We start from the raw sequence: 21,559 nt of genomic DNA on the forward strand, positions 1-21,559 counted from the left end.
TCGGCCTACTCAGCGCCCGTCCGCCCGTCCCTGGCGCGACGACCACCACAGACCTGCCGTGCGCCCCTTTGCGCGACAGCCGACGAAGAAAGGCACCGCATGGCCCCCACTACCGCGTACGGCGCCGAGTCCGCCTACGACTACGTCATCGTCGGCGGCGGCACCGCCGGCTGCGTGCTCGCCGCCCGGCTGAGCGAGGACCCCGACTGCCGCGTCTGCGTCATCGAGGGCGGCCCCAGCGACGTCGGCGACGAACGCATTCTGCGCCTGCGCAACTGGATCAACCTGCTCGGCTCGGAGTTCGACTACGGCTACACGACCGTGGAGCAGCCGCGCGGCAACTCCCACATCCTGCACTCACGTGCCCGCGTGCTCGGCGGCTGCTCCTCCCACAACACGCTGATCAGCTTCCTGCCGCTGCCGCAGGACCTGGAGGACTGGGTGAGCCGGGGCTGCGCCGGCTGGGACCCGGCGACGATCCTCCCGTACCGTGACCGGCTGCTGACCGAGATCGTCCCGGTGGCCGAGGCCGACCGCAATCCCATCGCCAAGGACTTCGTCACCGCGGCCGCCCGCGCCCTCGGCGTCCCCGTCGTCGACGACTTCAACGCCAAACCCTTCGCCGACGGCGTCGGATTCTTCTCACTGGCCTACCAGCCGGAGGGCAACCTACGCTCCTCCGCCTCCGTCGCCTACCTCCACCCCGTCCTGGACCGGCCCAACCTCACGCTCCTGCTGGAGACCTGGGCCCACCAACTCCTCACCGACGAGTCGGGACGGATGACCCGCGTCGCCGTCCGCGGCGCCGATGGCGAGCCGGCCACCGTACGCGCCGAGCGGGAACTCCTGCTGTGCGCGGGTGCCATCGACACCCCGCGCCTGCTGATGCTGTCCGGTATCGGCCCGGCCGACGACCTGTACGGCCTGGGCATCCCCGTGAGGGCCGACCTGACCGGCGTAGGGGAAAACCTGCTGGACCACCCCGAGTCGGTGATCATCTGGGAGACCGACGGGCCGCTGCCGCCCAACTCCGCGATGGACTCCGACGCCGGGCTGTTCCTGCGCCGCGACAAGGACCAGCCTCGCCCCGACCTGATGTTCCACTTCTACCAAGTGCCCTTCACCGTCAACACCGAGCGTCTGGGCTACCCCGTGCCGCAACACGGAGTGTGTATGACGCCGAACGTGCCGCGTGCCCGCTCCACCGGCCGCATGTGGCTGCGCAGCGCCGACCCCGCCGAGCACCCCGCCCTGGACTTCCGGTACTTCACCGACCCGGAGGGCCATGACGAGCGCACCATCGTGGACGGACTGAGGATCGCCCGCGAGGTCGCCGCCACCGACCCGCTGAGCGACTGGCTGGTCCGCGAGGTCGCGCCCGGCCCGGACGTCGTCTCCGACGCCGACCTGTCGGAGTACGGCCGCCGTGCGGCACACACCGTCTACCACCCGGCAGGTACCTGCCGCATGGGCGCTCCGGACGACCCGATGGCCGTCTGCGACCCGGAGTTGAGAGTGCGCGGCGTCGAGGGCCTGCGGATCGTCGACGCGTCGGTGTTCCCGACGATGCCCACCATCAACCCCATGGTGACCGTCCTGCTCGCCGCCGAACGCGCCGCCGACCTGATCACCGCGGGACAGGGGGCGCGGCCATGACCGGTACCCAACCCCCCGCACCCGCGTCCGGCATCCCGACCGGGGAGCCCGGCTCGGAGTTCCGCAAGGACATGGGCCCCTGGGCCAACTTCGCCCTCGGCTTCACCTATCTCTCCCCGGTGGTGGGCACCTACACCCTCTTCGGCATCGCGATCGCCGACGGCGGACCGCCGATGATCTGGGCGTTCTTGATCGCCGGCTGCGGTCAGTTCCTCGTCGCGCTGATCTTCGGCGAGGTCGTCGCCCAGTACCCGATCGCAGGCGGTGTCTACCCCTGGGCCCGGCGGCTGTGGGGGAAGCGCTGGGCGTGGATGACCGGCTGGGTGTACATGTGGGCGCTGCTGGTGACCATCACCTCCGTCGCCTATGGCGCCGGCCCTTACATCGCCATCCTCTTCGGCTTCAGAGCCACCGTGCACACCACCGTGCTGTGCACCGCCGTGCTCATCGTCGTCGCCATCCTCATCAACTACCTGGGCACCAAGGCACTGTCGGTGGCGGCCCTCATCGGTTTCGCCGGCGAGCTCATCGGCGCCCTCGTCGTCGGCATCTACCTGCTGGCCACCCACCGTCACCACGGCCTCGGCGTCATCTTCGACACCTACGGCGTCGAACAGGACGGCTCCTACCTCCCGGCGTTCCTGGCAGCCGCCATCATCGGCCTCTACCAGTACTACGGCTTCGAGGCGTGCGGCGACACGGCAGAGGAGGTCGCCCACCCCGGTCGGGTCATCCCCCGCGCGATGCGCCGCACCATCTACATCGGCGGCGCCGCGGCCACGTTCACCTGCATGTCGCTGCTGCTGTCGGTCACGGACTTCAACGCGATCATCTCCGGCGAGCAGGCCGACCCGGTGGTGGACGTGCTGTACGACGCCATGGGCGAGACCGGGGCCCGACTGGTGATGGCCGTGGTACTGATCTCCTTCCTGTCCTGCACCATCAGCCTCCAGGCCGCCGCCGGACGGCTCATCTACTCCTACGCCCGAGACAAGATGATCGTCGGGCACCAGCTGCTACGGCGGTTCTCACACGCCCGCGCGGTGCCGGGTTATGCGCTGTTCGTGTCCGCGGCGGTGCCGCTGCTCATCGCCTTCGCCTCGCTGCTCTCCGAAGACGCCCTCACCAACATCGTCTCGTTCGCGATCCTCGGCATCTACGCCTCGTTCCAGATGGTTGTCCTGGCCGCGCTGCGCGCCCGGCTCAAGGGCTGGCGCCCGGCAGGAGAATTCACCCTGGGCCGCTGGGGCCTCACGGTGAACATCGCGGCGCTGGTCTACGGCATCCTCGCCATCATCAACATCTCCTGGGCCCGCAGCCCGGAGAAGACATGGTGGGAAAACTGGATCGTGCTGCTGTGCGGCGCGGTCGTCCTGGTCACCGGCCTGCTCTACATGTTCATCACCCATCACTACGGCCGCGGGGACGCCCCCGCCGGTGACGCCGTACCGGAAAAACGATGACCGTCCGACGACTGACCTGCGAGGCGCCGGTTCGACGCGATGCTTCGGCGGTTGCGGCGAGCAATGTGTGAGCGCCGGGCCGGGTGCTGCAAGATCTGCGGATGGTGGACAAAACTCCACTGCGGACGCTGACGCGCCCCTGAGAAACTGAGACCAGGCCCCGTCGCGGAATCCCCCGTCGCGACGGGGCCGTCGTACGCCATCCTGAACCCATGCCTGCTGCGTCGGGGCAGCCTTTTGAGGTTCTCCGCACGCCGGATGCGATCGATCAAGCTTCCCTGAAGCAGACCATCGCCCTGGCGCGTGGGACTCGCCTCGTACCGCTTCGTTCGGCTCTTGACCCTCACGTGGCGTCAGGCTGCACAGTCTCTCCCGTGGAGGATCACTGGACCGTGGGACGCGTGGCCGAGCTGGCCGGTGTCAGTGTCCGCACGCTGCATCACTATGACGAGATCAGGCTCGTTCGGCCGTCGGCGCGGACCGCGGCCGGGTACCGGGCCTATTCGGCGGGCGACGTGGAGCGGCTGCGGGAGGTGCTGGCCTATCGGCGGTTGGGCTTCGGGCTGCGGGAGGTTGCAGAACTGGTCGACGACCCGTCCACCGACGCGGTCGCCCACCTGCGCCGACTGCGCGGCCTGCTGCTGGAGCGGCGTGATCGCGCTGCCGCCATGGTCACGGCCATCGACAGGGAACTCGACGCACGCGCGAAGGGGCAGAAGGTGACACCGCAGGAGCAGCTGGAGATGCTCGGTGCGCGGCTGTACGACGCGATCGGCGACGCGTACACCGCGACGCGGCGTACCGAACCGCGGATCGCCGCGCAGATCTGGGACGCGCTCGGGGACGCGCAGACGGTGCTGAACGTCGGGGCCGGCACCGGCTCCTACGAGCCTGTTGATCGCAACGTGACCGCGGTGGAGCCATCGGCGGTCATGCGGGGACAGCGGCCCGTCGGCTCGGCGCCGTGCGTGGCAGCCGCCGCGGAGAGCCTGCCGTTCGAGGATCAGTCCTTCGACGTCGCGATGGCCGTCTCCACCGTTCACCACTGGGGGGACCCGCTGGCGGGGCTGCGCGAGATGCGGCGCGTGGCCCGCCGCGTGGTGGTGCTCACGTTCGATACCGACGAGCCCGGATGGCAGGACCGGTTCTGGCTCACCCGCGACTACCTGCCCGAGTTCACCGCAGTCCTCGCGGACTTTCCCTCACTTACCGGGATGGCAGACGCGATCGACGCCCGCGCTGAGCCGGTGCCCATCCCGTGGAACTGCGCCGACGGCCTGTTCGAGGCGTACTGGCGCCGACCGGGGGCGTACTTGGAGGATCACGTGCGCCGTGCGATGTCGGTCTGGACGAGGGTCGGGCCGGAGGCCGAGCAGCGGGCGGTGCGATGCCTCAGCGGCGACCTCGAGTCCGGCCGGTGGGCCGAGCGCAACAGCGATCTCACCGATCTCGACGCGGCAGATCTCGGCCTCCGCCTGCTCGTCGCTTGAGCCGGGTCCAAGTGTCGCCGTCATGGCGGCTTCCGGCCTACCAGCCGGTCATGTGCGGCGCTGAGGGGCTCGTATTCTCCTGTGCCGGTCAAACGCTGGGCAGTCAGGCGACCATCTCGCGTAGTGATTCCGCCAGTGGATTGGCCTCGATGCCGAAAGTGGTGGTCGTGGCCGAGGAGTCCAGTAGGAACGGGCGGCGGAACTGGTATTGCGTCTCGCGGAGTTCGCGGACGAGCGGGTCGCTGAGCCCGCCGAGCCACAGCACGGCCTTGGGCATGGTGGAGAGGCGCGGCGCCGGAGCTCCGGCCAGCGCGCAGGCCCTGGCGGCGAGTTCGCGCATGGACACCGGCGCTGCGCTGGGCACGTGCCACGGCCGGCCCCACGCCCGCTCGTCTGCGCCGACGGTCACAAGGGTGCGGGCGACGTCTCCGGTGTAGGTCCAGCTGTGCGGGGCGTCCAGGTCTGCGGGGACACTCACGCGGGCTCCGGCCAGCACTTTGGGCAGGACAAGCATGCTCAGCAGGGACTGGGTGTCGGCGCCGAGGTAGTCCGAACCGCGGACCTCGGTCGCCCGGACGTCGCCGGCCTCATGCGCCGCGAGGGCTTCACGCCACAGGTGGGCCCGGAGTCGGCCCTTGACGCTCGTCGCGCGCTGTGGGGTTTGCTCGGTCATGGGGCCGTCGACCGGCCCGTAGCCGTAGAGGTTGCTCGTGGTGACCAGGACGGCGTCCGTGGCATGCGCGGCGGTCAGGCACGCCGCCGCCAGCGGCGGTAGATAGGTCGGCCACTGGTGATAGGGAGCGCCTGCGCAGTTGTACAGGGCACTTGCGCCGTTGGCGAGTTTGGTGAGCGTGCTCGGGTCGGACGCGTCGGCCGCTACCTTCTCGATGGCCGGGTGGTCGGGTCCGGTACCGCGTCGCGTCACGATACGGACCTGCTCGCCGCGGTCGGCCAGCAGCCGCGCTGTGGCTGAGCCGACCGGCCCGGCCCCGACGATCACATGCAGTGACATGACTGTACACCTCTAAGTACGGTGATCCGATCAGAGAACACTGTTCTCTCTTTATGTCGAGCATGTCGCGGCGATCGCCCCCTGTCAAGAACAGTGTTCTCTGATCGGTCGCTCGTTCTCGCAGCGTGCCAGAATCGGTGGCGTGACGGCAAAGACACTCCGCGAGCGCGTGCGCGCGGAAATGACCGAAGAGATCCGGGCGGTCGCCCGTCGGCATCTCGCGATCGACGGTGCGAACCTCTCCCTGCGGGCGGTGGCGCGCGATGCCGGCCTCGTCCCCTCCGCGCTCTACCGTTACTTCGCCAGTCGCGACGCCTTGCTCACCGCGCTGATCATCGAGGCGTACGAGGCGCTGGCCGAGGCGGTCGAAACAGCCGAGGCGGCCGTGCCGAGAGCGGACCTCGGTGGCCGGTGGCTGGCCGTGTGCCGAGCCGTGCGTGCCTGGGGGCTGGACAACCCCGCCGAGTACGCCTTGATCTACGGCAGCCCGGTACCCGGCTATGCAGCCCCGGAGGACACGGTGAGCCCTGCATCGCGAGTTCTCCTCACCTTGAGCGGCATCCTGTTCGACGGTGCGGACGCCGGGCAACGCGCAGTGAGCCCTGCCAGACCGCTGCCCGCGGCGGTACACGAGGACCTGGCCCGGCTGATGAACCACTGGCCAGGAGAACAGCCGCAAGAGCAGGAGCCGTCATCGCCCGAGGCTCTCCTCGCGATGGCGTTGACGCTGTGGACGCACCTGTTCGGCCTGGTCGGATTCGAAGTCTTCGGCAGGCTCAACACCATGATTGACGCACGCGAGGAGTACTTCGACCATCAGGCGCGGGTGATGGCCGACCTGGCCGGCCTCACCACTCCCACCGAAGGCACCGACGGCGACACAGCGCCCGCCTGATCGCCGACGCACGGCCTCTCTGCTCGGGCGGCCACCCGTTTCGAGGTTCTGCTCGGCAGACTCAGGGGTAGAGGCCGGCCCGGAACGTGAACGAGACGAGTTGTGCTCGATCACGTGCGCCGACCTTCGTCATGGCCCGCACCGCATGCGTCTTCACGGTGAAGGGCGACACGGACATCTGGGCCGCGATCTCGTCGTTGCCGAGACCGCTCGCGACGAGAACGACCACGTCCCGCTCCCTGGGTGTCAGTGCGTCGAAGCGTCGCAGCAGTTCCCGGTCGATCACCGGAGGCGGACTGTCGGTCATGTGGCCGATGAGCGCGGCCGTCGCGGCGGCCGACAGCGCACCGCCGCCGCCTACGACCTCGGTGATCCCGGCGACGAGTTCAGCGGGGCTCACGGTCTTGCTCAGGAAACCGTTGGCGCCCGCGCGAAGGGCGGCGAGAACGATGTCGTCCTGATCAAAAGTGGTCAGCACGATCACCCGCAACTCTTCGGGTGGGTGCTCTTTGCGGATCCGGCGAGTGGCTTCGACGCCGTCGATGCCGGGCATCCGGATGTCCATCAGAACCAGGTCGACGGGATGGTCCCGGAGGAAGGGGATGACCTGGAGTCCGTCGGAGAGATCACCCGCAACAACGAGACTCGGGTCGAGCCGAGCATCGCTTTGATGCCGGCCCTTATCTCGTCCTGGTCGTCGACGATCAGAATCCGCGTCGTCATACGGCAGCGCCCAGGGGGCTGAATTCCGCGTGGACCCGGAATCGCCCATCGTCACTGTCGATCGTCAGCCGCCCGCTGGAGGACTCGACGCGTTCACGCATCCCCACAAGTCCGAGTCCGCTGCCGGAGCCGGAGCCCGAGCCGGAACCGGAGCCACGTAGTGAGTGCCCGACGCGGTTCTCCACGGTGACGCAGACCCTGCCGTCGCGCTCGCGCACCTCCACCGTCGCCGCACCCTCTCCGTGCCGATAGGCATTCGTGAGAGCTTCCTGAACGACTCGGTAGACCGTCACGCCGACGCTGGGCTCCACGAAACCGGCGGGGATGTCGATGGAGGGCCGCACGTCGAGGCCGATGCTCTCGAAGGAGGCGATGAGGCCTTCCAGACCACTGAGCGCCGGGGTCGGCCGAAGCGCCTCGTCGTCCGAGATCTCGTCCCCGATGCGCAGGAGCGCGAGGATCCGTTGCGTTTCGACCACGACGGTGCGGGCGCTGGACCTGGCTGAGACGAGGGCCTGCCGGGAGGAATCGGAGTCCTCGGGCAGCCCGATCTCCGCGGCACCGAGATGCATGCTCAGCATCGCGACCTGGTGGCCGATGACGTCGTGGAGGTCCCGGGCGATGCGGAGTCGCTCCTCGGTCACCCGTCGGGTGGCTTCGATCTCGCGGGTGGCGATGGCGCTTTCTGCCCGTTCCTCCAGGGTGCGCCAGTGCTCTCGATGGATGCGCAGCGCGGCCCCTGTCGCACCTCCTGCGATGGCGGAGAAGAGCGCGGCGGCTCCTACGATCGCGCCGCCCCGGAATCCTCCCAGCGTCATGAACGCCCCCAGGAAGAACGCCGCCACGATGCCGGTTCCGGCCAGCGGCTGCTTGCCCCTGAGGGTGACCGAGAACAGCACGAGCACCGCCATCATCCACACCGACAGGGGGTCGTGACCCACCGCTGTGACCGCGAAGGACGCCGCGCTGGTCACGACCAGTCCTGCCCACGGCCTCCACCACGAGAGGGCGACACCGCCGCCGGCGAGGAGGACGGAGAGGGCCGTCGGCCAATCCGCCCCTCGCGCAATCGCTGCCACGATCTGGCTGGTGAACACCAGCGCGGCCGCCGAGTAGGCGACCAGGTGCAGTGCCTCGGGGCGGCGGACCCACAGGGGTGCCATGGGCCCGTCCGGATTGTTCTGCGCCTTGACCATGGCCTGATTCTCGTCCACGTGTGCGGCGGCCGTGTACTTCGAATGATGTAGACGGCGAGCCCGGGCCGGGCGATGAGGACGGCAGAACTCATTCGATTCGAAGTGGATGGCAGAACTACTTCGCTCGAAGTACGCGGCCCCTCCCGAGGCCGCTGAGACTCCTCATCGAGGCGACCGCCTCACACCATCACGATCACAAAAACGGGACACCGGATGACTCAGACCACCATCACTTCGAGCACGACTACGACCACGCCGACGCCGCCCGGACTCCGATCGCTGTACCTGATTCGAGTCGCCTTCTCCCTGATCTGGGCGGCACTCGTCGTCACGACCTCGGCCTCGCTCGTGTCGACGGACAAGCCCACAGTGATCGCGGCCGTGCTGTTGGTCATCTACCCCCTGTGGGACGTCATCGCCACGCTCCTCGAGCGTCGCATGACCGGCACCGGCTCCACGGACCGCGTCGGTACCACCAACATGGCTCTCGGCCTCGCCACCACCGCCGCGATGATCATTGCCGTCTTCTCCGCCATCGGGACGGCCCTGCTCGTGTTCGGCATCTGGGCCCTCCTTTCCGGAGCGATCCAGCTCGTCGTGGCGATCCGGCGCCGACGCACCGTCGGTGCCCAGTGGCCCATGGTCATCAGCGGCGGACTGTCCGTCCTCGCCGGTGCCTCCTTCGCTGCCATGGCCACCTCGGCGACGAGCGGCCTGTCCTCCGTCGCCGGATACTCGGCCTTCGGTGCCTTCTGGTTCCTCGTCTCCGTCATCGCCCTGAGCGTCCGCGGCCGACACGAGAGGCGTTGACCACCGCCGCCGGAGCCACCGCCTCTCCCGGAGGCGCCGTCTTCACCAGAGGCCGGCCCAGCCCACCCTCGGAGAGGCATGACCATCGACATTCAGCTGAACAACGGAATCACCATGCCCGTCAGAGCCCCGACTCCGACTGCTCGGAGATATCGGACACGACCTCGGACCGCTTGCCCCAAGAACGCTTGCCGTCTCATGATTTCGCGCACTCATTCCTCGCCCGCGAAACAGCCCACACGGGCATCCGGCACGAATGACAGACTCGACCCATGTCCTCCTCAACATCCGCCCGCCTCAGGGCAGTTGCCGGAGCCGGCCTTGTGCTCACTGGCGCGTTGACCCTCACTGCCTGCGGTGAGGTGCGTGCCCCGGGCTCAACGGCCGCAGCCACGCCGTCCGCTTCGGCGAGTGCCCGGGGAGCCTCACCGTACGTCGAGCCGGGGACCGGTGACGGCGCCCCGCACTACAACGAGAACAACGCCTACCGCCAGTCCGGCGATATGTCGCCCGCGCATGCGAAGGACGCCGAGCGGGAGGCCGAGCGCATCAGACCGGTGCTCAAGCAACTGTGGGAGCAGCGGAAGTGGGAACCCTCGGCAGTGCGCTCGGCTCTGCTGCGGCTCGGCTACGAGGAGGAACGCATCACGAAGGACGGCAAGCGGCTCGGCGGGACGCTCACTGTCCGGGATATGTTCTCGCGCTACGAGAACGACGGTTACGTCACGCCCGAGGGCTCAGAGCCTGTTCCATATCTCCGGTTCTGAGTGGACTTGGCGCCTAGGCTGGCTGTGTGTCCGAGGGCGCCGGGCGGGCCGGGGAGCGGGTGTGCGGGGGCTGTGGTGAACGGCTGAGGCCGGGAGCGCGGCCCGATGCGGTGTTCTGTTCTGGTGTCGTGCCAGGCAGTGGCGTCGGATTCGTCGGCTGCGGAAGCGGGTGGCGGCCGAGCTGGGCGGCGACGGAGTGGCCAAGTGCCTGGTCTGTGGGGCGACTTGGGTGGTGGGGGTGGACCGGCGGTCGAATGCCGTCTACTGCTCGCGGCGGTGCGTGACGAGGGCCTGGCGGGCCCGGAAGGATTCGTACGGCGAACGGTCACGGTGACCGTTGCGCGAACACGTCCGGATCGCACTTCTGACCGAATCCCGGTCAATCATTGTGATCATAGGATTTACGGTCTGACTCTCGGGTTTGAGAGGCGGGCCGTGTCTCGTCACGGTCAACGGCCGTGCCCGGCCCGCGGGTTGGGGTGAGAACCGTGCCCGAAGAGACCGGGAAGACCGGCGACGGCGACAGGGTCGGCAGTGTCAGCGCGAGCCGGTACGCGGCGATTGTGGCCGAGCTGCGGAAGCTGGTGGAGACGGCCAGCCGCATCCAATTCGCGATCGGCGACTACGCGCTGGAAGTCGAGCCGATGCGCGAGTACGGCGGCAACGAGAGGAGTGAGGCGCCGTTCACGGCGAAGGAGTCGCTGTTCCGGCTGGCCGAGGACATCGGGGTGTCGTACTCGATGGTGACCCGGACGAGGTGGACCGCGTCCCGGTGGCCCAAGGAGTTCCGGGTCTCGGGTGTCTCCTACACGGTCCACCGGATTCTGGCCGGGATCGCGGACGAGGAGGAGCGGTTCGAGGCGATCGGCACCCCGCCCGAGGGGAAGTCGCGGTGGACGCCGGACGAGGCGAACCGGCGGGCGGGCCGTCAGGTCGTCAAGCCCGTCACCCCACAGGAGAAGGTCAGCGCGATCCACACGCTGGCGAAAGGGGAGAAGATCGCGGCGACGGTGACCGGGGACCTGCTGAAACGTCCGGCGGTCGTCGCGCGGGTGAGGACCGAGGACCGGGTGAAGGCGGTCACGGAGCTGGCCCGTGAGGACGCGGTCGCCGCCGCGGTCGCGCCGGAGATCCTGCGCCGTCCGGACGTGGTGGCGAAGGTCGCGCTGGCCGACCGGGTGAAGGGTGCAGGCGCTGACGCAGGACGAGTCCGTCGCGGCCGAGGTGACCACCGGTCTGCTGCGCCGCCCGGATGTCGCGTTCAAGGCGATGTCGGACGACACCGCCCGTCACCAGGTCAACCACGCGCAGGTCGAACGCAGCCGGCAGGCCCGCGAGGACTTCGAGGAGAACAGCCCGATCGCCCCGGCGATCCGCGCGATCGACCGGTCGGTGGAGTTCCTCGACCTCGTCACCGCCTGCCACGCGTTCGTCGCGTCGGCCGGACGGACCGTTCCGGGGCTGCGCGACCGGCAGCTCGGTGACGACGAACGCGTCCTGGTCCACGAGAACGTCGCCCGGGTGCGGGCCACCCTGGACTGGATCGAGACGGCCGTCGACACCGGGAAGGTCGATGTCGACGGCGAACTGGCCAAGCTCCTGCAAGGCGAATAGCCGGTGCCACGCGCTTTAGAGCGCAGATCGGCGGCCTCCCAGCGGCACGCCGACACCGTCCGGTTCGTACTCTTCGAGGCCCGCCCGGCCGGGCTGACCTTCCCCCAGCTCGTCCGCTCCGGCGAGCTGACACCCAGCCAGACCCGCGCGGGCCTGGCCTGCCTGCGCGACATCATCACCGAACGGGGCTGGCCTCCCCTGATCTGGACGAAGAAGGACGGCTACCGCTTCTGCACCGACACCGCCGAGCTCCAGGCATACGAGATCGGGATCGTGAGGGAGAAGCTCACCGAGATCCGCCGGTTCATCACCGCCGTCGTCGGCCCGCACGCGTCCCTCCAGCCGAAAGGACGGTGGATCAAGCACCTCAACACCCAGCTCAGCTCGGTGGAGTCCACGCTCGACATCATCTCCGAGTACATCGACAACTGACCGGGTTGGGGGATGGCGTCGCCGTCCCCCAACCCCCGTTCCTCGAAGGGGGGTTGAGTTGTCCCGGCACCGCTGCTACCCCTCCGACACCTACGACGAATGGACCCTCATCGAGCCCCTCCTCCCGCTGCCGGCCTGCGAGTCCCCCAAAGGGGGCCGCCCCGAGAAGCACCCGCGCCGCGAGGTCGTCGACGCGATCCGCTACGTCGTCGATACCGGATGCAAGTGGAGGGCCCTGCCCAGGGACTTCCCGCCCTGGCGGACCTGCTACAACTTCATGGCCCGCTGGGCGGCGGCCGGCGTCGTCGGGCAGATCCGCGACCATCTGCGCAAACGCATCCGCCGTGAGAGGGGCCGGGCGCCCGGCGCGGTCGCCACCGCCATCGACTCCCAGTCCGTGAAGGCCGCCGAGACCGTCGGGATGGACTCGCGCGGCTACGACGGCGCGAAGAAGATCAACGCCCGCAAGCGGCACCTGGTCGTGGACACCAAGGGCCTGCCGCTGTTCGTCATGGTCACCCCGGCCGACATGACCGACCGTGATGCGGCGAAGGAAGTGTTGTTCCGGCTGCGGCTGATGCACCCTGAGATCACCATCGTCTGGGCCGACTCCGGCTATGCCGGAAAGCTCGTGACCTGGGCGAAGAAGCACCTCGACCTGACGCTCAAGACCGTCAGCCGACCACCGAACACTCCCGGCTTCGTCATGCTGCCTCGCCGCTGGGTCGTCGAGAGGTCGCTCGCCTGGATCATGCACGCCCGCCGTCACGCCCGGGACTACGAGCGGCTCATCCAGCACTCGGAATCTTTGATCACCTGGGCCGCGATCACACTGATGACCAGGCGCATCACCCGTCGGTCCTCCCGCAGGAGCGGACAGCCCGTCTCCCGCGAGGCCAACCGGGACTGATCGTTCTCAAGTTCACGGTCGGCAACTCCACCGGACCGGCCCGGGATCCCGGCCGGGAGCCCACTTTCCCACGAACTCCCCTGATCCCGCAGACGGTTCAGCCGTCGAGCCGCCGCATCAACGTGGCCTTCACCTCCAGCCTGCACCACTCTTCGGATCGCCCATTCCCGGTCTCGTCTGCGCGGTGCTTGTGCCCCGGGACTGCGCCCGTTGATCGGGCCGTGTCGGCTTCGCACCTGCCCGCGCCACTGTTCGAAGCCGACTGTCTCACCCTCGAATGCGCGGAAATCTGTGTTTGTTGGAGTAGACATTGGGGTGGGAGCGTGGTTATGGTTTCTCTCGTAGCCGAGATCAAACGGGGCCTGGCAGACACGAACTGCCGGGCAGCACTACAAGCAGGTGCAGTACGCAGGACGGTGCGGTGGTGGAGTTGCGAAGCCAGGGTTGTTGCAGGACGGCGACGGGACTGGCGACCGGACCGGGTGGCCCGCAGTGATCAGGGGCCGCCGTGAGCAGGACCGCGGTTGACGCGGTGGCAGTACCCGTAAGTGCAGTTCGCGGTACCCAGCAGTGAAGTCAGTGAGCAGCACCTCGGTGAAGGCGTCGGCTGCGGACGCGCGCACCGGGAGGTTCGGCAGTGGGGTTCCAAGCCAGAGCAGACGCAGGACGGGCGACGGGGCTGGCTGCCGAATGCGGCGCTGTCACAGGCCGCTGAGCAGTTCGCATCACCAGCAGTACGCAGTACCCACTAGTAGGCAGTTGATCCCAGAGGGAAGAACGGAGGAGCCGAGCGCCATCAGGATCGCCCGGGCCGACATCTTGAACCCGGGTACCGCAGGACATCGATAGTGAGGTGGTCTCCGGTCAAGCAACCGCGATCCCAGCACCCCCGACAGCATCAAGGTCAGGGCTGCGGAAACAGACGGCCGACGCCCTGTCAGGGTCGGCAGATGGTGTAGCAGTTCCTTCGGGGCCTTGGTGCCGTACGGCACCAAGGCCCCTCGACGCGTTCCACAGAGAGGTGCAGATGACAGCAGACGACTCGTTTGGCCGTATCGACGACGAGGACTACCCCGCCTACACGATGGGCCGGGCCGCCGAACTCCTCGGCACCACCCAGGGCTTCCTCCGCGCCATCGGCGAAGCCCGCCTCATCACCCCGCTCCGCTCCGAAGGCGGACACCGCCGCTACTCCCGCTACCAGCTGCGCATCGCCGCCCGCGCCCGGGAACTCGTCGACCGCGGGACTCCCATCGAGGCCGCCTGCCGCATCATTGTCCTCGAAGACCAGCTCGAAGAAGCCCAGCGCATCAACGCCGAACACCGCCGCGCCGCCCAATCAGCGGACCCGACGGCCACGGCCTGAAACGGCTATGCCCTGAGGGCTCGCCCAGGAGCTTCGCGGCTGCCGCCCACGCATGCTGCTCGGAACGCAGGCGTTCCGAGCAACTTCGTCTTTTGCGGACACCAAACGGCGACCGTCGCGCCGGCTGCGGCACAGCACCCTGTCCGGGACACTAGGCGAGCCCGATTTCCAGCAGTTCCGGACAGGTGTCCGCGGCGAGTCGCCGACAAGGGTGGTGAAGGCGCTGAGCGGTATGAACAGCCAGGCTGAACGGTGGACCCTCCTGACCAGCCATGCACGGGTACTGCTGACCCTTGCCCGCGACCCGACCGCACGGCTACGGGACATCGCCGCAGCATGCCGGATCACCGAACGCACTGTCCTGGCCATCGTGACCGACCTTGAACAGGCGCCTACCTACATCGGGAACGCATCGGGCCACGCAATCAGTACGCCCTCCACCTGGACGGATCGTTCCGGCACCCAGCGGAGGCCGACATGCCCATCCGCGTCCTCTTGGAACTCTTCACCGGCCGCGAAGAAAGAGCCGCACCACCCCCGCCGCGCAAAGCACTGCCGCCACAAGGAGAACCCAAGGCACAGCCCCGGCCTGACTAACGCCTGCACAGGCCGTCCAGCGTGTGGCCGACCAGCACGAACGACGCACGGCCCTGACACTTGGCCAATGGCATGCCCGCTTCAGGAACAGGCACTCATTGGTCGCGCTGCGCGTCCATGACGACGCGTGTGTCTCGGCGTTCGTGCAGAAATCCAACTACGGCGTGGAGACCAACGGCCCGTACCCGGAGACAGGCTGCTTCGAGCCGCCCTACGGCCACTGAACGGCGTACCCGTCAGGTCCCTCTCCACCTCGTTCCCGGCGCCCATTCCCGCGCACCCCACGATCGTGCCCTCACCCCGGAGGCGATCGCCCGTATCACCGACACCGGCCGGCCGGCCCCCCTGATCGCCCGTGCGGCGCAGACCTCTCCACTGTGCCCGCACGGGCCAGAACAATCGGCAGATTGGAGGCCGTCGGCCCGGGTACGCGTGCTCGGCCACCGCTGACCAAGCCGCTGGCCGGATCCCCCTGTGGCGTTCCGGCCAGTGGCCACAGTGCTATGCGAAGCGTGCCCAGTCCGGGTCTCGCGGATGTGCCGGGCTGTCCCACACCAATGTCTCATCGACAAGACCGGGCACCTTCGTGTCCTGGTGTCCGTCCGCGTACTCCACGCCTCGGTTCTCATACAGGGCATCGGCGACTTCGATGAGGTAGTCGGCAAACGACAGCCACACGCCCAGCTTGGGGATGCCGGCTTCTTCGAAGGTTCCGATCCGTCCGTAGCCGGGTCCCGGGGTGCAGTCCGCAAACAGCCCGTACAGACCGGTGCCGTCGGTCGCAGCGAAGGCCAGGTACTGCACCATGGGGTCGTCCGGCCGGCCGATCGTGAGGGCCCTCATCCCAGTACGGCAGATGCTGCACCGGAGGGATCCCATGCTTCCTCGGCAACAGCCAGGCTGTTCCCTGTCCATGCGGCGCGAGCCCGGTCCAAGGCGCAGGCGTCCAGCCGAAGTCGGCAGGGTGACCACCAGTGCCGTCGTGAAGAAGGTAGAAGGCCCGTAAGCCCGCGGGGACGGTCAGATCGAGGTCCTGCTCAACCCCACGGATATCGGCCTCCGCAGCGGGCGGAGCAAGCATCCGATAGGAACGCGGGGCATACCGCTGCAGCCACGCTTCGATCCTCACCCACGCGCCTTCAACTACCCGTGCCTGCTGATGGTCGTCACTCATGCCTGCGACTCTACGAACCTCCAGCGAACGCAACTGTGGCCCGCCCCCACGGCAGTTCACACGTCAAGGACTGGTCCTCGCGCCGAGCACGGCGTCAATCCGGCTGACGATCCGTCGGAGTTCGCGAGCACTTCGCGGCGAAATCGCCTGCATCACGGCATCAAAGGAGAGCACGGGCCTCGAAGGGGTTACCTCAATGACCGGCGTCGCTTCTCGTGTCTGGTGGCGGGTATTGCCAACCCGGATGTCTCGTGGCCGCCTACGGGGCATGGACCTTTCGGTTCGTCGTCATGCCGTACGTCGTGGCACGATCTCGAACGGTTTTGAACGGGTTAAAGGCGCCGAGCCATGGCGACGAGGTACGACCAACTCGCATTCCGCTATGAGGTGACCGTCCTCGTCGCGGCCATCGTCGAGTGGCTGTGAGCAGGACCTTCGCGACTGGCCTGGTGCCCTTCACCGATTGTCCGCCTCGAATGCCTGGGCGACGGCCAGGCTGTCCTCATAGACGTGGTGCCGGGTGACGAGGCCGTCTTCGACGGTGAGATGGAGAGCGAACCGCGCGTGATACGCACGTCCGGTGGGCCGTGCGGTCTGACGGATCTCGCCGATCACGACCGCGTCGCTTCCGTCGATGAGGATGCGCTCGACCTCAGTAGCCACACACTCGGGCACGTGGTACTCGGCCAGCTCGCGATAATGGGTGGCTGCGTCGGCCCGGGTGGACCGGTGACGGATCCACGGTGTGGCGCTACGGCCGTGCTCTGCCTCCGGCCAGTTGAACTTCCAATCGCCCTGTTCGGCATACAGCTCGGCGATGCGCTCGGGGTCGCCCTTGCCAATCCTTCGCAGTAGCTCCTCTACCGCAGTGCGCGTATTCGTAGGCGCGGCTGTTGACATCTCTGACCTCTCCGTCTGATCCGCGTCCTCTGACGCGGAGAGATCGCCAAGCCTGCCAGCGCAGGGATCCCGCGACGATTACCACCGAGGTAAGGCAAGCGCAGCATCGAGATCCACTCTCGAACCATCTGGCCAGGCTCCATCTCGTTCGGCCTGCTTACTTCTCTGAACAACCAGTTGAGGCAGCTCGTTGTTTCGATGACTGAGTCAGCGCACCTGGTGCATCGCCGCCGGGTGGGCGCTGGATCTGTTCCGCGGAGGACAGTCGCGGCCCCACGGCGATCTGGAGATCGCGGTGCCCTTGGCGGGGTTCGCCGAGATTCGAGATCGCTTTCCTGAATACGTGTTTGACGCGGTGGGGTCAGGACGGCTCTGGGTGAGTGCAGGAGATGAGGCAGTCGCAGCAACTCATCAGACATGGCTGCGGGATCCGGCGACCGGACAGCTTCTGCTAGACGTCTTCCGCGAGCCGCGCCAGGGCGGGACGTGGATCTGTTGGCGGGACGAGCGCCCTGCGGCTGCCGTACGAGGCGGTCATCGAGCGGACCGCGGACGGCATCCCCTATCTGGTGCCGGAGCTGGTGCTGCTGTTCAAAGCGAAGGCGGCGCGGCCCAAGGATCACGCGGACTTCGACAGGGTCCTACCGATGCTGAGCCAGACGCGGCGCGATGTTCTTGGCACGTGGCTGACACATGTTCATCCCGGACATCCCTGGCTGGTGACATTGGCAGGGCGATGACGCGGGGCCTGAGGGCAGGGGTGGGCGGGGTCTCGGTCCAGAGGGGAAGCTGATCTCGTGTCGGGCTGGGCTGCAGGTGGCTGAGGAGCCTGTCCAGATGGGCTGTCAGGTTCCTGTGACGCCGTAGCTCGCGGATCTGCTCGACTGAACGCTCACGCCAGTTGCCGGGAGCGGACAGCTGGTGAAGCAGGGGGCCCGGCGTACTGTGCTGCGCCCCCTGCGCAGCAACCACTGAGGCGTCAGACCTCCTCGTCCATCCCGATGGTCTTCCGCAGCTCTTCCGAGGCCTCGCCGGTCTTGCCCTCCCGCTCCTCCAGGAGCGCGGCAGCGATGGCGTCCAGCTTCTTCTGGATCGCGTGCTCGGCCCTCTGCTCGGAGTTCTTCAGCAGGGCGAGCAGCAGCAAGGTCACTGCGGTCATCATGTCCCCCGCCAGGAACTGCCAGTGCTCCCCCAGTCCTGCCACATGCACGGCGATGAAAAAGGCCACGAGCGTCAGGCAGATGGCGTAGAAGGGCGGGGAGCTCGTGAAGTGGGCCGCGGCTTCGGACAGACGGTTGTACCGTCCGCCGGACCGCTCAACAGGGTGTCGAACTGCCATTGCGTGTGCCTTCCACCCGGACGGGCAAGATCCCACACCATGTTCCCGCCTCGGCCGGCTGCATGCCCTGCGCACCGCCGCTGGCGCCTGCCCGTGCCATCGCTGTGACGAGCCATCGGCTGGCACGTGCGGGCACGCCCATAGCGGACCGTCACCGCGCTGCGGGCCGCCCGCCAGGAGCGTGAGGTGTCCGTCTCGTTCTAGGCGTCGACACGTTCGGCGAATGCAAACGCGCTGTGCTGGGGCCTGGCAGGCACTGCGGTGTGGTCCGTGTCAGTCGCCGGCCGTTTCCCCCGGAGAACCGGGCCGGACTGGGTCGGCATGAACTGGGCTGGGCCAGGGGCCGTATGTGTGAGGCTGCTCCGCCTTTCAGGTAGTGACCCGCCTGTCGGGTGTCAGATCACCGCCTCCACATCCCGCATGCCATATTTTCCAATTGCTCGCTGTCGTTCCCCACAGAAATACCAAGGCCTGCCCCACCCATGCTCGACGCACCGAACCGGACGCACCCCAAGCGCGGCCTGCGCGCACGCACGCTGAGGGTCTGCGCCGCGTGCGCCGCCGCCGCGGTTGCGGCGTCGCTCGTCGCCTGCTCCCCCATCGGCCCTCCCTCCCGGAAGCAAGACCCATCAGTACGCGCGGCGCCGCCTGCCCTGGGCCCACCGCAAAGTGAGAGGCAGGGGCGGGGCGCGATGCTCGCGCGGGCGCTGAAGCCCCTCCTGCCGGACGGTGACAGGCGGCTGGCGGTGGCGGTGTTCGATCTGGACAGCGCCGACCAGGAGGTCGCCTCCTACAGGGCAAAAGACTCGTTCGACACGGCCAGCATCAGCAAGCTGGGAATCCTCGCGGCGCTGCTGCTTCAGGCGCAGGATGAGGACCGTGCGCTGACGGCCGAGGAGCGCGGGTACGCCGAGGAGATGATCCGCACCAGCGACAACGAAGCAGCCAACTCCCTGTGGCAATCGATCGGCGAGGCGGTGGGCCTCGACGCGGCGCACGAACGGCTGGGACTGGAGGCGACCAAAGGCGGTCCCGGCACCAGTTGGGGCCTCACCCAGACCACCGCCAGAGATCAGGTCCAACTGCTGCGCGCGGTCTTCGCCCGGGGACCGGTGTCCACCCCCCGCCCGCCGAAGGGACTGAACCAAACCTCCCGCGCCTACATCCGCCGGTTGATGGGCCAGATCATCGACGAGCAGGACTGGGGGGTCTCCGCGGCCGGCTCCCCCGGCGCCCAGTGGGCCCTGAAGAACGGCTGGATCCAGCGCAACACCACCGGCCTGTGGGTCATCAACAGCGTCGGCCAGGTCACCGTGCACGGCCACCGCTACCTGGTCTCGGTCCTCAGCAGCGGCAACCAGTCGATGGAAAGCGGCGTCAGGCTGGTCGAACGCGCGGCGCGAGCAGCCATCGGCGCGGCCAGCGCCCACGTGCGGCCCTGGCCACAGTAAGACCTGACCGAGCCTCGCCGGCCCACTGATGGAGGCAGCCCGCTGCGGACCGACTGGCCGCACTCGTCCTACGTTCCCGCCCATGCGCCCTTTGCCCCGGTGGCACCCGGGCCGACCGCCAGGCTCCAGCCGACCCCGCCTTCGCCAGCCTGCTGCGACAGACCAGCGGCCGGGTCCTCACCCCTACCCGGAACAGCTGCGCCTCGTGGCGCACGATCCGGCACCGCAAGGCAGAGTCACGCTGAGCAGTCTGTCGGCGGTCGTAGCGAGTTGCGTTGTTCAACTCGGCCCGTACGCAAGGAAGATGAGATACCCGAGTATGATCATGGCGAACTCGGTCTGCATCTCTCACCCGGCGCGATGGAGCTGTCATGACGACCAACCCACAGCCGTCTCTGCCGATCGACACCAGTAAGGCACACCCTGCGCGGGTCTATGACTGGCTGCTCGGCGGCAAGGACAACTACCCGGTCGACGAGGCGGTCGGTGAGATGCTGCCGCCCGAGGCGAGGGACGCTGCGCGGCAGAACCGGCAGTTCATGCACCGGGCGGCCGCGTGGCTCGCCGCGCAGGGCATCGATCAGTTCCTGGACATAGGCACGGGAGTTCCGACCGAGCCGAATCTCCACCAGATCGTGCAGAACGTCGTGCCGTCGGCCAAGGTCGTCTACACCGACAACGACCCGATCGTCCTGCGTCACGCAGAGGCGCTGCTGATCAGCCGCCCCGAGGGAACGACCGATTACATCCAGGCCGATGTGCGCGACCCGGAAGCGATCGTCCAGCATGCCCGACACGTTCTGGAGTTCGACCGCCCCATCGCGCTGTCGCTCATCGCGCTGATGCACTTCATCACCGATGAACAGGACGCCCACGGAATCGTCCGCGCCCTGATCGACACGCTGCCGTCGGGTAGTTATCTGATCCTGTCGCACGCCGCGTCCGACCTGTTTCCGGAACTCGCCGAACAGGTCGTCGCCCAGTACGCCAAGGGCGGTATCCAGCTCGCCTTCCGCACACGCGGAGAGGTGGAGCGCTTCTTCGACGGCCTGGATCTCATGCCACCCGGCCTGGTGACGGCAACCGACTGGTTCTCTTCCACCCCGGCCCCGGAGGCGGAGGCGAGCGGCATCTACGCAGGAGTGGCCCGCATACGCTGAACCAGGTCGTCCCAGTGGGCCTGGAAGTTCCGCCGCCGGCTGACCAACTGACCAACCGCAGTGCACAGGTTCGCGACGGCATCGCGACAGCCCCAGCCATGGCCCCGTAACCGATGGCGGGGGGCACGGGGGCGCCGGGGACATCCACTAGGCAGACCGAGACCTCCTGCCATGAGTGCCGTCAGCTAAGCGGCCGGGCGGAAGCCGTCTGATCACGTCGAAACGGCGACGTCACGGCGACGCCCTCTTTGCTGTTGTCCATCAGACGACAGCCCTTCCGAAGCGAGCCCGAGCCTGCATCAGCGCCGCCACGGTGCGAGACACGGTGCGAAATACGGGCATCCGTGCCGCCGCCTCCTTTGGAGGCCGAGCCGCGAACCCCTCACCTTCGGACTGACGGTACGCCAGGTAAGTAGGGCACCGCGTCGGACCCCTGAGGCAACGATGCGCGCCGTGTCACGCATCACAAGGCCCACCCAAGTTGCCCAGATCACAGCGCAAATGTCCATTTAGCGTCCATGCTCGAACCGGACACAGAGGCCCGAAGTAGAGCGCATAGGCAGTGACTTGGATGCGCCGTGCCGAAGTGATCCATGACACAGCG

17 protein-coding genes and 3 pseudogenes are annotated in these 21,559 nt (G+C 68.0%); 14 read left to right on the forward strand and 6 right to left on the reverse strand.

Annotation, left to right across the window (positions count from 1 at the left end; genetic code table 11):
• Positions 1 to 99: 99 nt before the first annotated feature.
• The 3 genes from OG254_RS01465 (at position 100) to OG254_RS01475 (ending at position 4,609) form a co-directional block, all read left to right on the forward strand.
• On the forward strand, positions 100 to 1,656 hold the full coding sequence (locus OG254_RS01465; RefSeq protein ID WP_405576534.1) for a GMC family oxidoreductase: 1,557 nt from the start codon (positions 100 to 102) through the stop codon (positions 1,654 to 1,656).
• Entirely contained in the window at positions 1,653 to 3,119 is a 1,467-nt protein-coding gene (locus OG254_RS01470; protein ID WP_405576536.1) for an APC family permease, read from the forward strand. Before OG254_RS01465 ends, OG254_RS01470 begins: the two co-directional genes overlap by 4 nt.
• A gap of 392 nt (positions 3,120 to 3,511) precedes the next feature.
• Positions 3,512 to 4,609 (forward strand): methyltransferase domain-containing protein, encoded by a 1,098-nt coding sequence (locus tag OG254_RS01475; RefSeq protein ID WP_405594783.1) that lies wholly within the window; start codon positions 3,512 to 3,514, stop codon positions 4,607 to 4,609.
• Between the two features lie 103 nt (positions 4,610 to 4,712).
• On the opposite strand, the gene OG254_RS01480 is transcribed toward OG254_RS01475, so the two are convergent.
• Positions 4,713 to 5,621 (reverse strand): NAD-dependent epimerase/dehydratase family protein, encoded by a 909-nt coding sequence (locus OG254_RS01480; RefSeq protein WP_405576538.1) that lies wholly within the window; start codon positions 5,619 to 5,621, stop codon positions 4,713 to 4,715.
• Positions 5,622 to 5,763: 142 nt separating this feature from the next.
• Between OG254_RS01480 and OG254_RS01485 the strand changes: the two genes are divergently transcribed.
• Positions 5,764 to 6,516, forward strand: coding sequence for a TetR/AcrR family transcriptional regulator (locus OG254_RS01485; RefSeq protein WP_405576540.1), 753 nt, complete (start codon positions 5,764 to 5,766; stop codon positions 6,514 to 6,516).
• 61 nt (positions 6,517 to 6,577) lie between these two features.
• Here OG254_RS01485 and OG254_RS01490 read toward each other — a convergent pair whose 3' ends face one another.
• Entirely contained in the window at positions 6,578 to 7,288 is a 711-nt protein-coding gene (locus OG254_RS01490) for a response regulator (RefSeq protein ID WP_405576542.1), read from the reverse strand.
• Positions 7,236 to 8,435: a sensor histidine kinase gene (locus tag OG254_RS01495; protein WP_405576544.1), complete on the reverse strand. Its 1,200-nt coding sequence runs from the start codon at positions 8,433 to 8,435 to the stop codon at positions 7,236 to 7,238. The genes OG254_RS01490 and OG254_RS01495 overlap by 53 nt, the downstream gene beginning before the upstream one ends.
• 213 nt (positions 8,436 to 8,648) lie before the next feature.
• Here OG254_RS01495 and OG254_RS01500 point away from each other — a divergent pair, with 213 nt between their 5' ends.
• The 7 genes and pseudogenes from OG254_RS01500 (at position 8,649) to OG254_RS01530 (ending at position 15,155) form a co-directional block, all read left to right on the forward strand.
• Positions 8,649 to 9,245 carry a DUF308 domain-containing protein gene (locus OG254_RS01500; protein ID WP_405576546.1) on the forward strand — a complete coding sequence of 199 codons (597 nt, stop codon included), beginning with the start codon at positions 8,649 to 8,651 and terminating at the stop codon, positions 9,243 to 9,245.
• Between the two features lie 338 nt (positions 9,246 to 9,583).
• The gene (locus tag OG254_RS01505; protein ID WP_405576548.1) at positions 9,584 to 10,012 is read left to right on the forward strand and encodes a hypothetical protein; all 429 of its coding nucleotides are present in this window, start codon (positions 9,584 to 9,586) and stop codon (positions 10,010 to 10,012) included.
• A gap of 488 nt (positions 10,013 to 10,500) precedes the next feature.
• Positions 10,501 to 11,626 (forward strand): annotated as a pseudogene (locus tag OG254_RS01510) (DUF6192 family protein).
• 3 nt (positions 11,627 to 11,629) lie between these two features.
• A complete protein-coding gene (locus OG254_RS01515; protein WP_405576550.1) occupies positions 11,630 to 12,058 on the forward strand; it encodes a RacP protein in 429 nt (142 codons plus the stop codon).
• A 58-nt stretch (positions 12,059 to 12,116) separates the two neighbouring features.
• A pseudogene (locus OG254_RS01520) lies at positions 12,117 to 12,914 on the forward strand (IS5 family transposase); the annotation flags it as partial.
• A 1,081-nt stretch (positions 12,915 to 13,995) separates the two neighbouring features.
• Positions 13,996 to 14,334 (forward strand): MerR family transcriptional regulator, encoded by a 339-nt coding sequence (locus OG254_RS01525; protein ID WP_405576552.1) that lies wholly within the window; start codon positions 13,996 to 13,998, stop codon positions 14,332 to 14,334.
• Positions 14,335 to 15,029: 695 nt separating this feature from the next.
• The gene (locus OG254_RS01530) at positions 15,030 to 15,155 is read left to right on the forward strand and encodes a hypothetical protein (protein WP_405576554.1); all 126 of its coding nucleotides are present in this window, start codon (positions 15,030 to 15,032) and stop codon (positions 15,153 to 15,155) included.
• Between the two features lie 277 nt (positions 15,156 to 15,432).
• On the opposite strand, the gene OG254_RS01535 is transcribed toward OG254_RS01530, so the two are convergent.
• Together OG254_RS01535 and OG254_RS01540 are read right to left on the reverse strand one after the other, a co-directional pair.
• A complete protein-coding gene (locus tag OG254_RS01535; protein WP_405576556.1) occupies positions 15,433 to 15,738 on the reverse strand; it encodes a hypothetical protein in 306 nt (101 codons plus the stop codon).
• 823 nt (positions 15,739 to 16,561) lie between these two features.
• Positions 16,562 to 17,005 (reverse strand): nuclear transport factor 2 family protein, encoded by a 444-nt coding sequence (locus tag OG254_RS01540; protein WP_405576558.1) that lies wholly within the window; start codon positions 17,003 to 17,005, stop codon positions 16,562 to 16,564.
• Between the two features lie 202 nt (positions 17,006 to 17,207).
• Here OG254_RS01540 and OG254_RS01545 point away from each other — a divergent pair.
• Positions 17,208 to 17,745: pseudogene (locus OG254_RS01545) on the forward strand (hypothetical protein).
• 239 nt (positions 17,746 to 17,984) lie between these two features.
• Here the strand turns inward: OG254_RS01545 and OG254_RS01550 are convergent.
• Positions 17,985 to 18,344: a low affinity iron permease family protein gene (locus OG254_RS01550; protein ID WP_405576560.1), complete on the reverse strand. Its 360-nt coding sequence runs from the start codon at positions 18,342 to 18,344 to the stop codon at positions 17,985 to 17,987.
• Positions 18,345 to 19,036: 692 nt separating this feature from the next.
• Here OG254_RS01550 and OG254_RS01555 point away from each other — a divergent pair.
• The gene (locus tag OG254_RS01555; protein WP_405576562.1) at positions 19,037 to 19,795 is read left to right on the forward strand and encodes a serine hydrolase; all 759 of its coding nucleotides are present in this window, start codon (positions 19,037 to 19,039) and stop codon (positions 19,793 to 19,795) included.
• 371 nt (positions 19,796 to 20,166) lie between these two features.
• A complete protein-coding gene (locus OG254_RS01560; RefSeq protein WP_405576564.1) occupies positions 20,167 to 20,955 on the forward strand; it encodes an SAM-dependent methyltransferase in 789 nt (262 codons plus the stop codon).
• The last annotated feature ends 604 nt before the right edge of the window (positions 20,956 to 21,559 follow it).

The organism is Streptomyces sp. NBC_01092 (assembly GCF_045039535.1).
Lineage (GTDB): Bacteria > Actinomycetota > Actinomycetes > Streptomycetales > Streptomycetaceae > Streptomyces.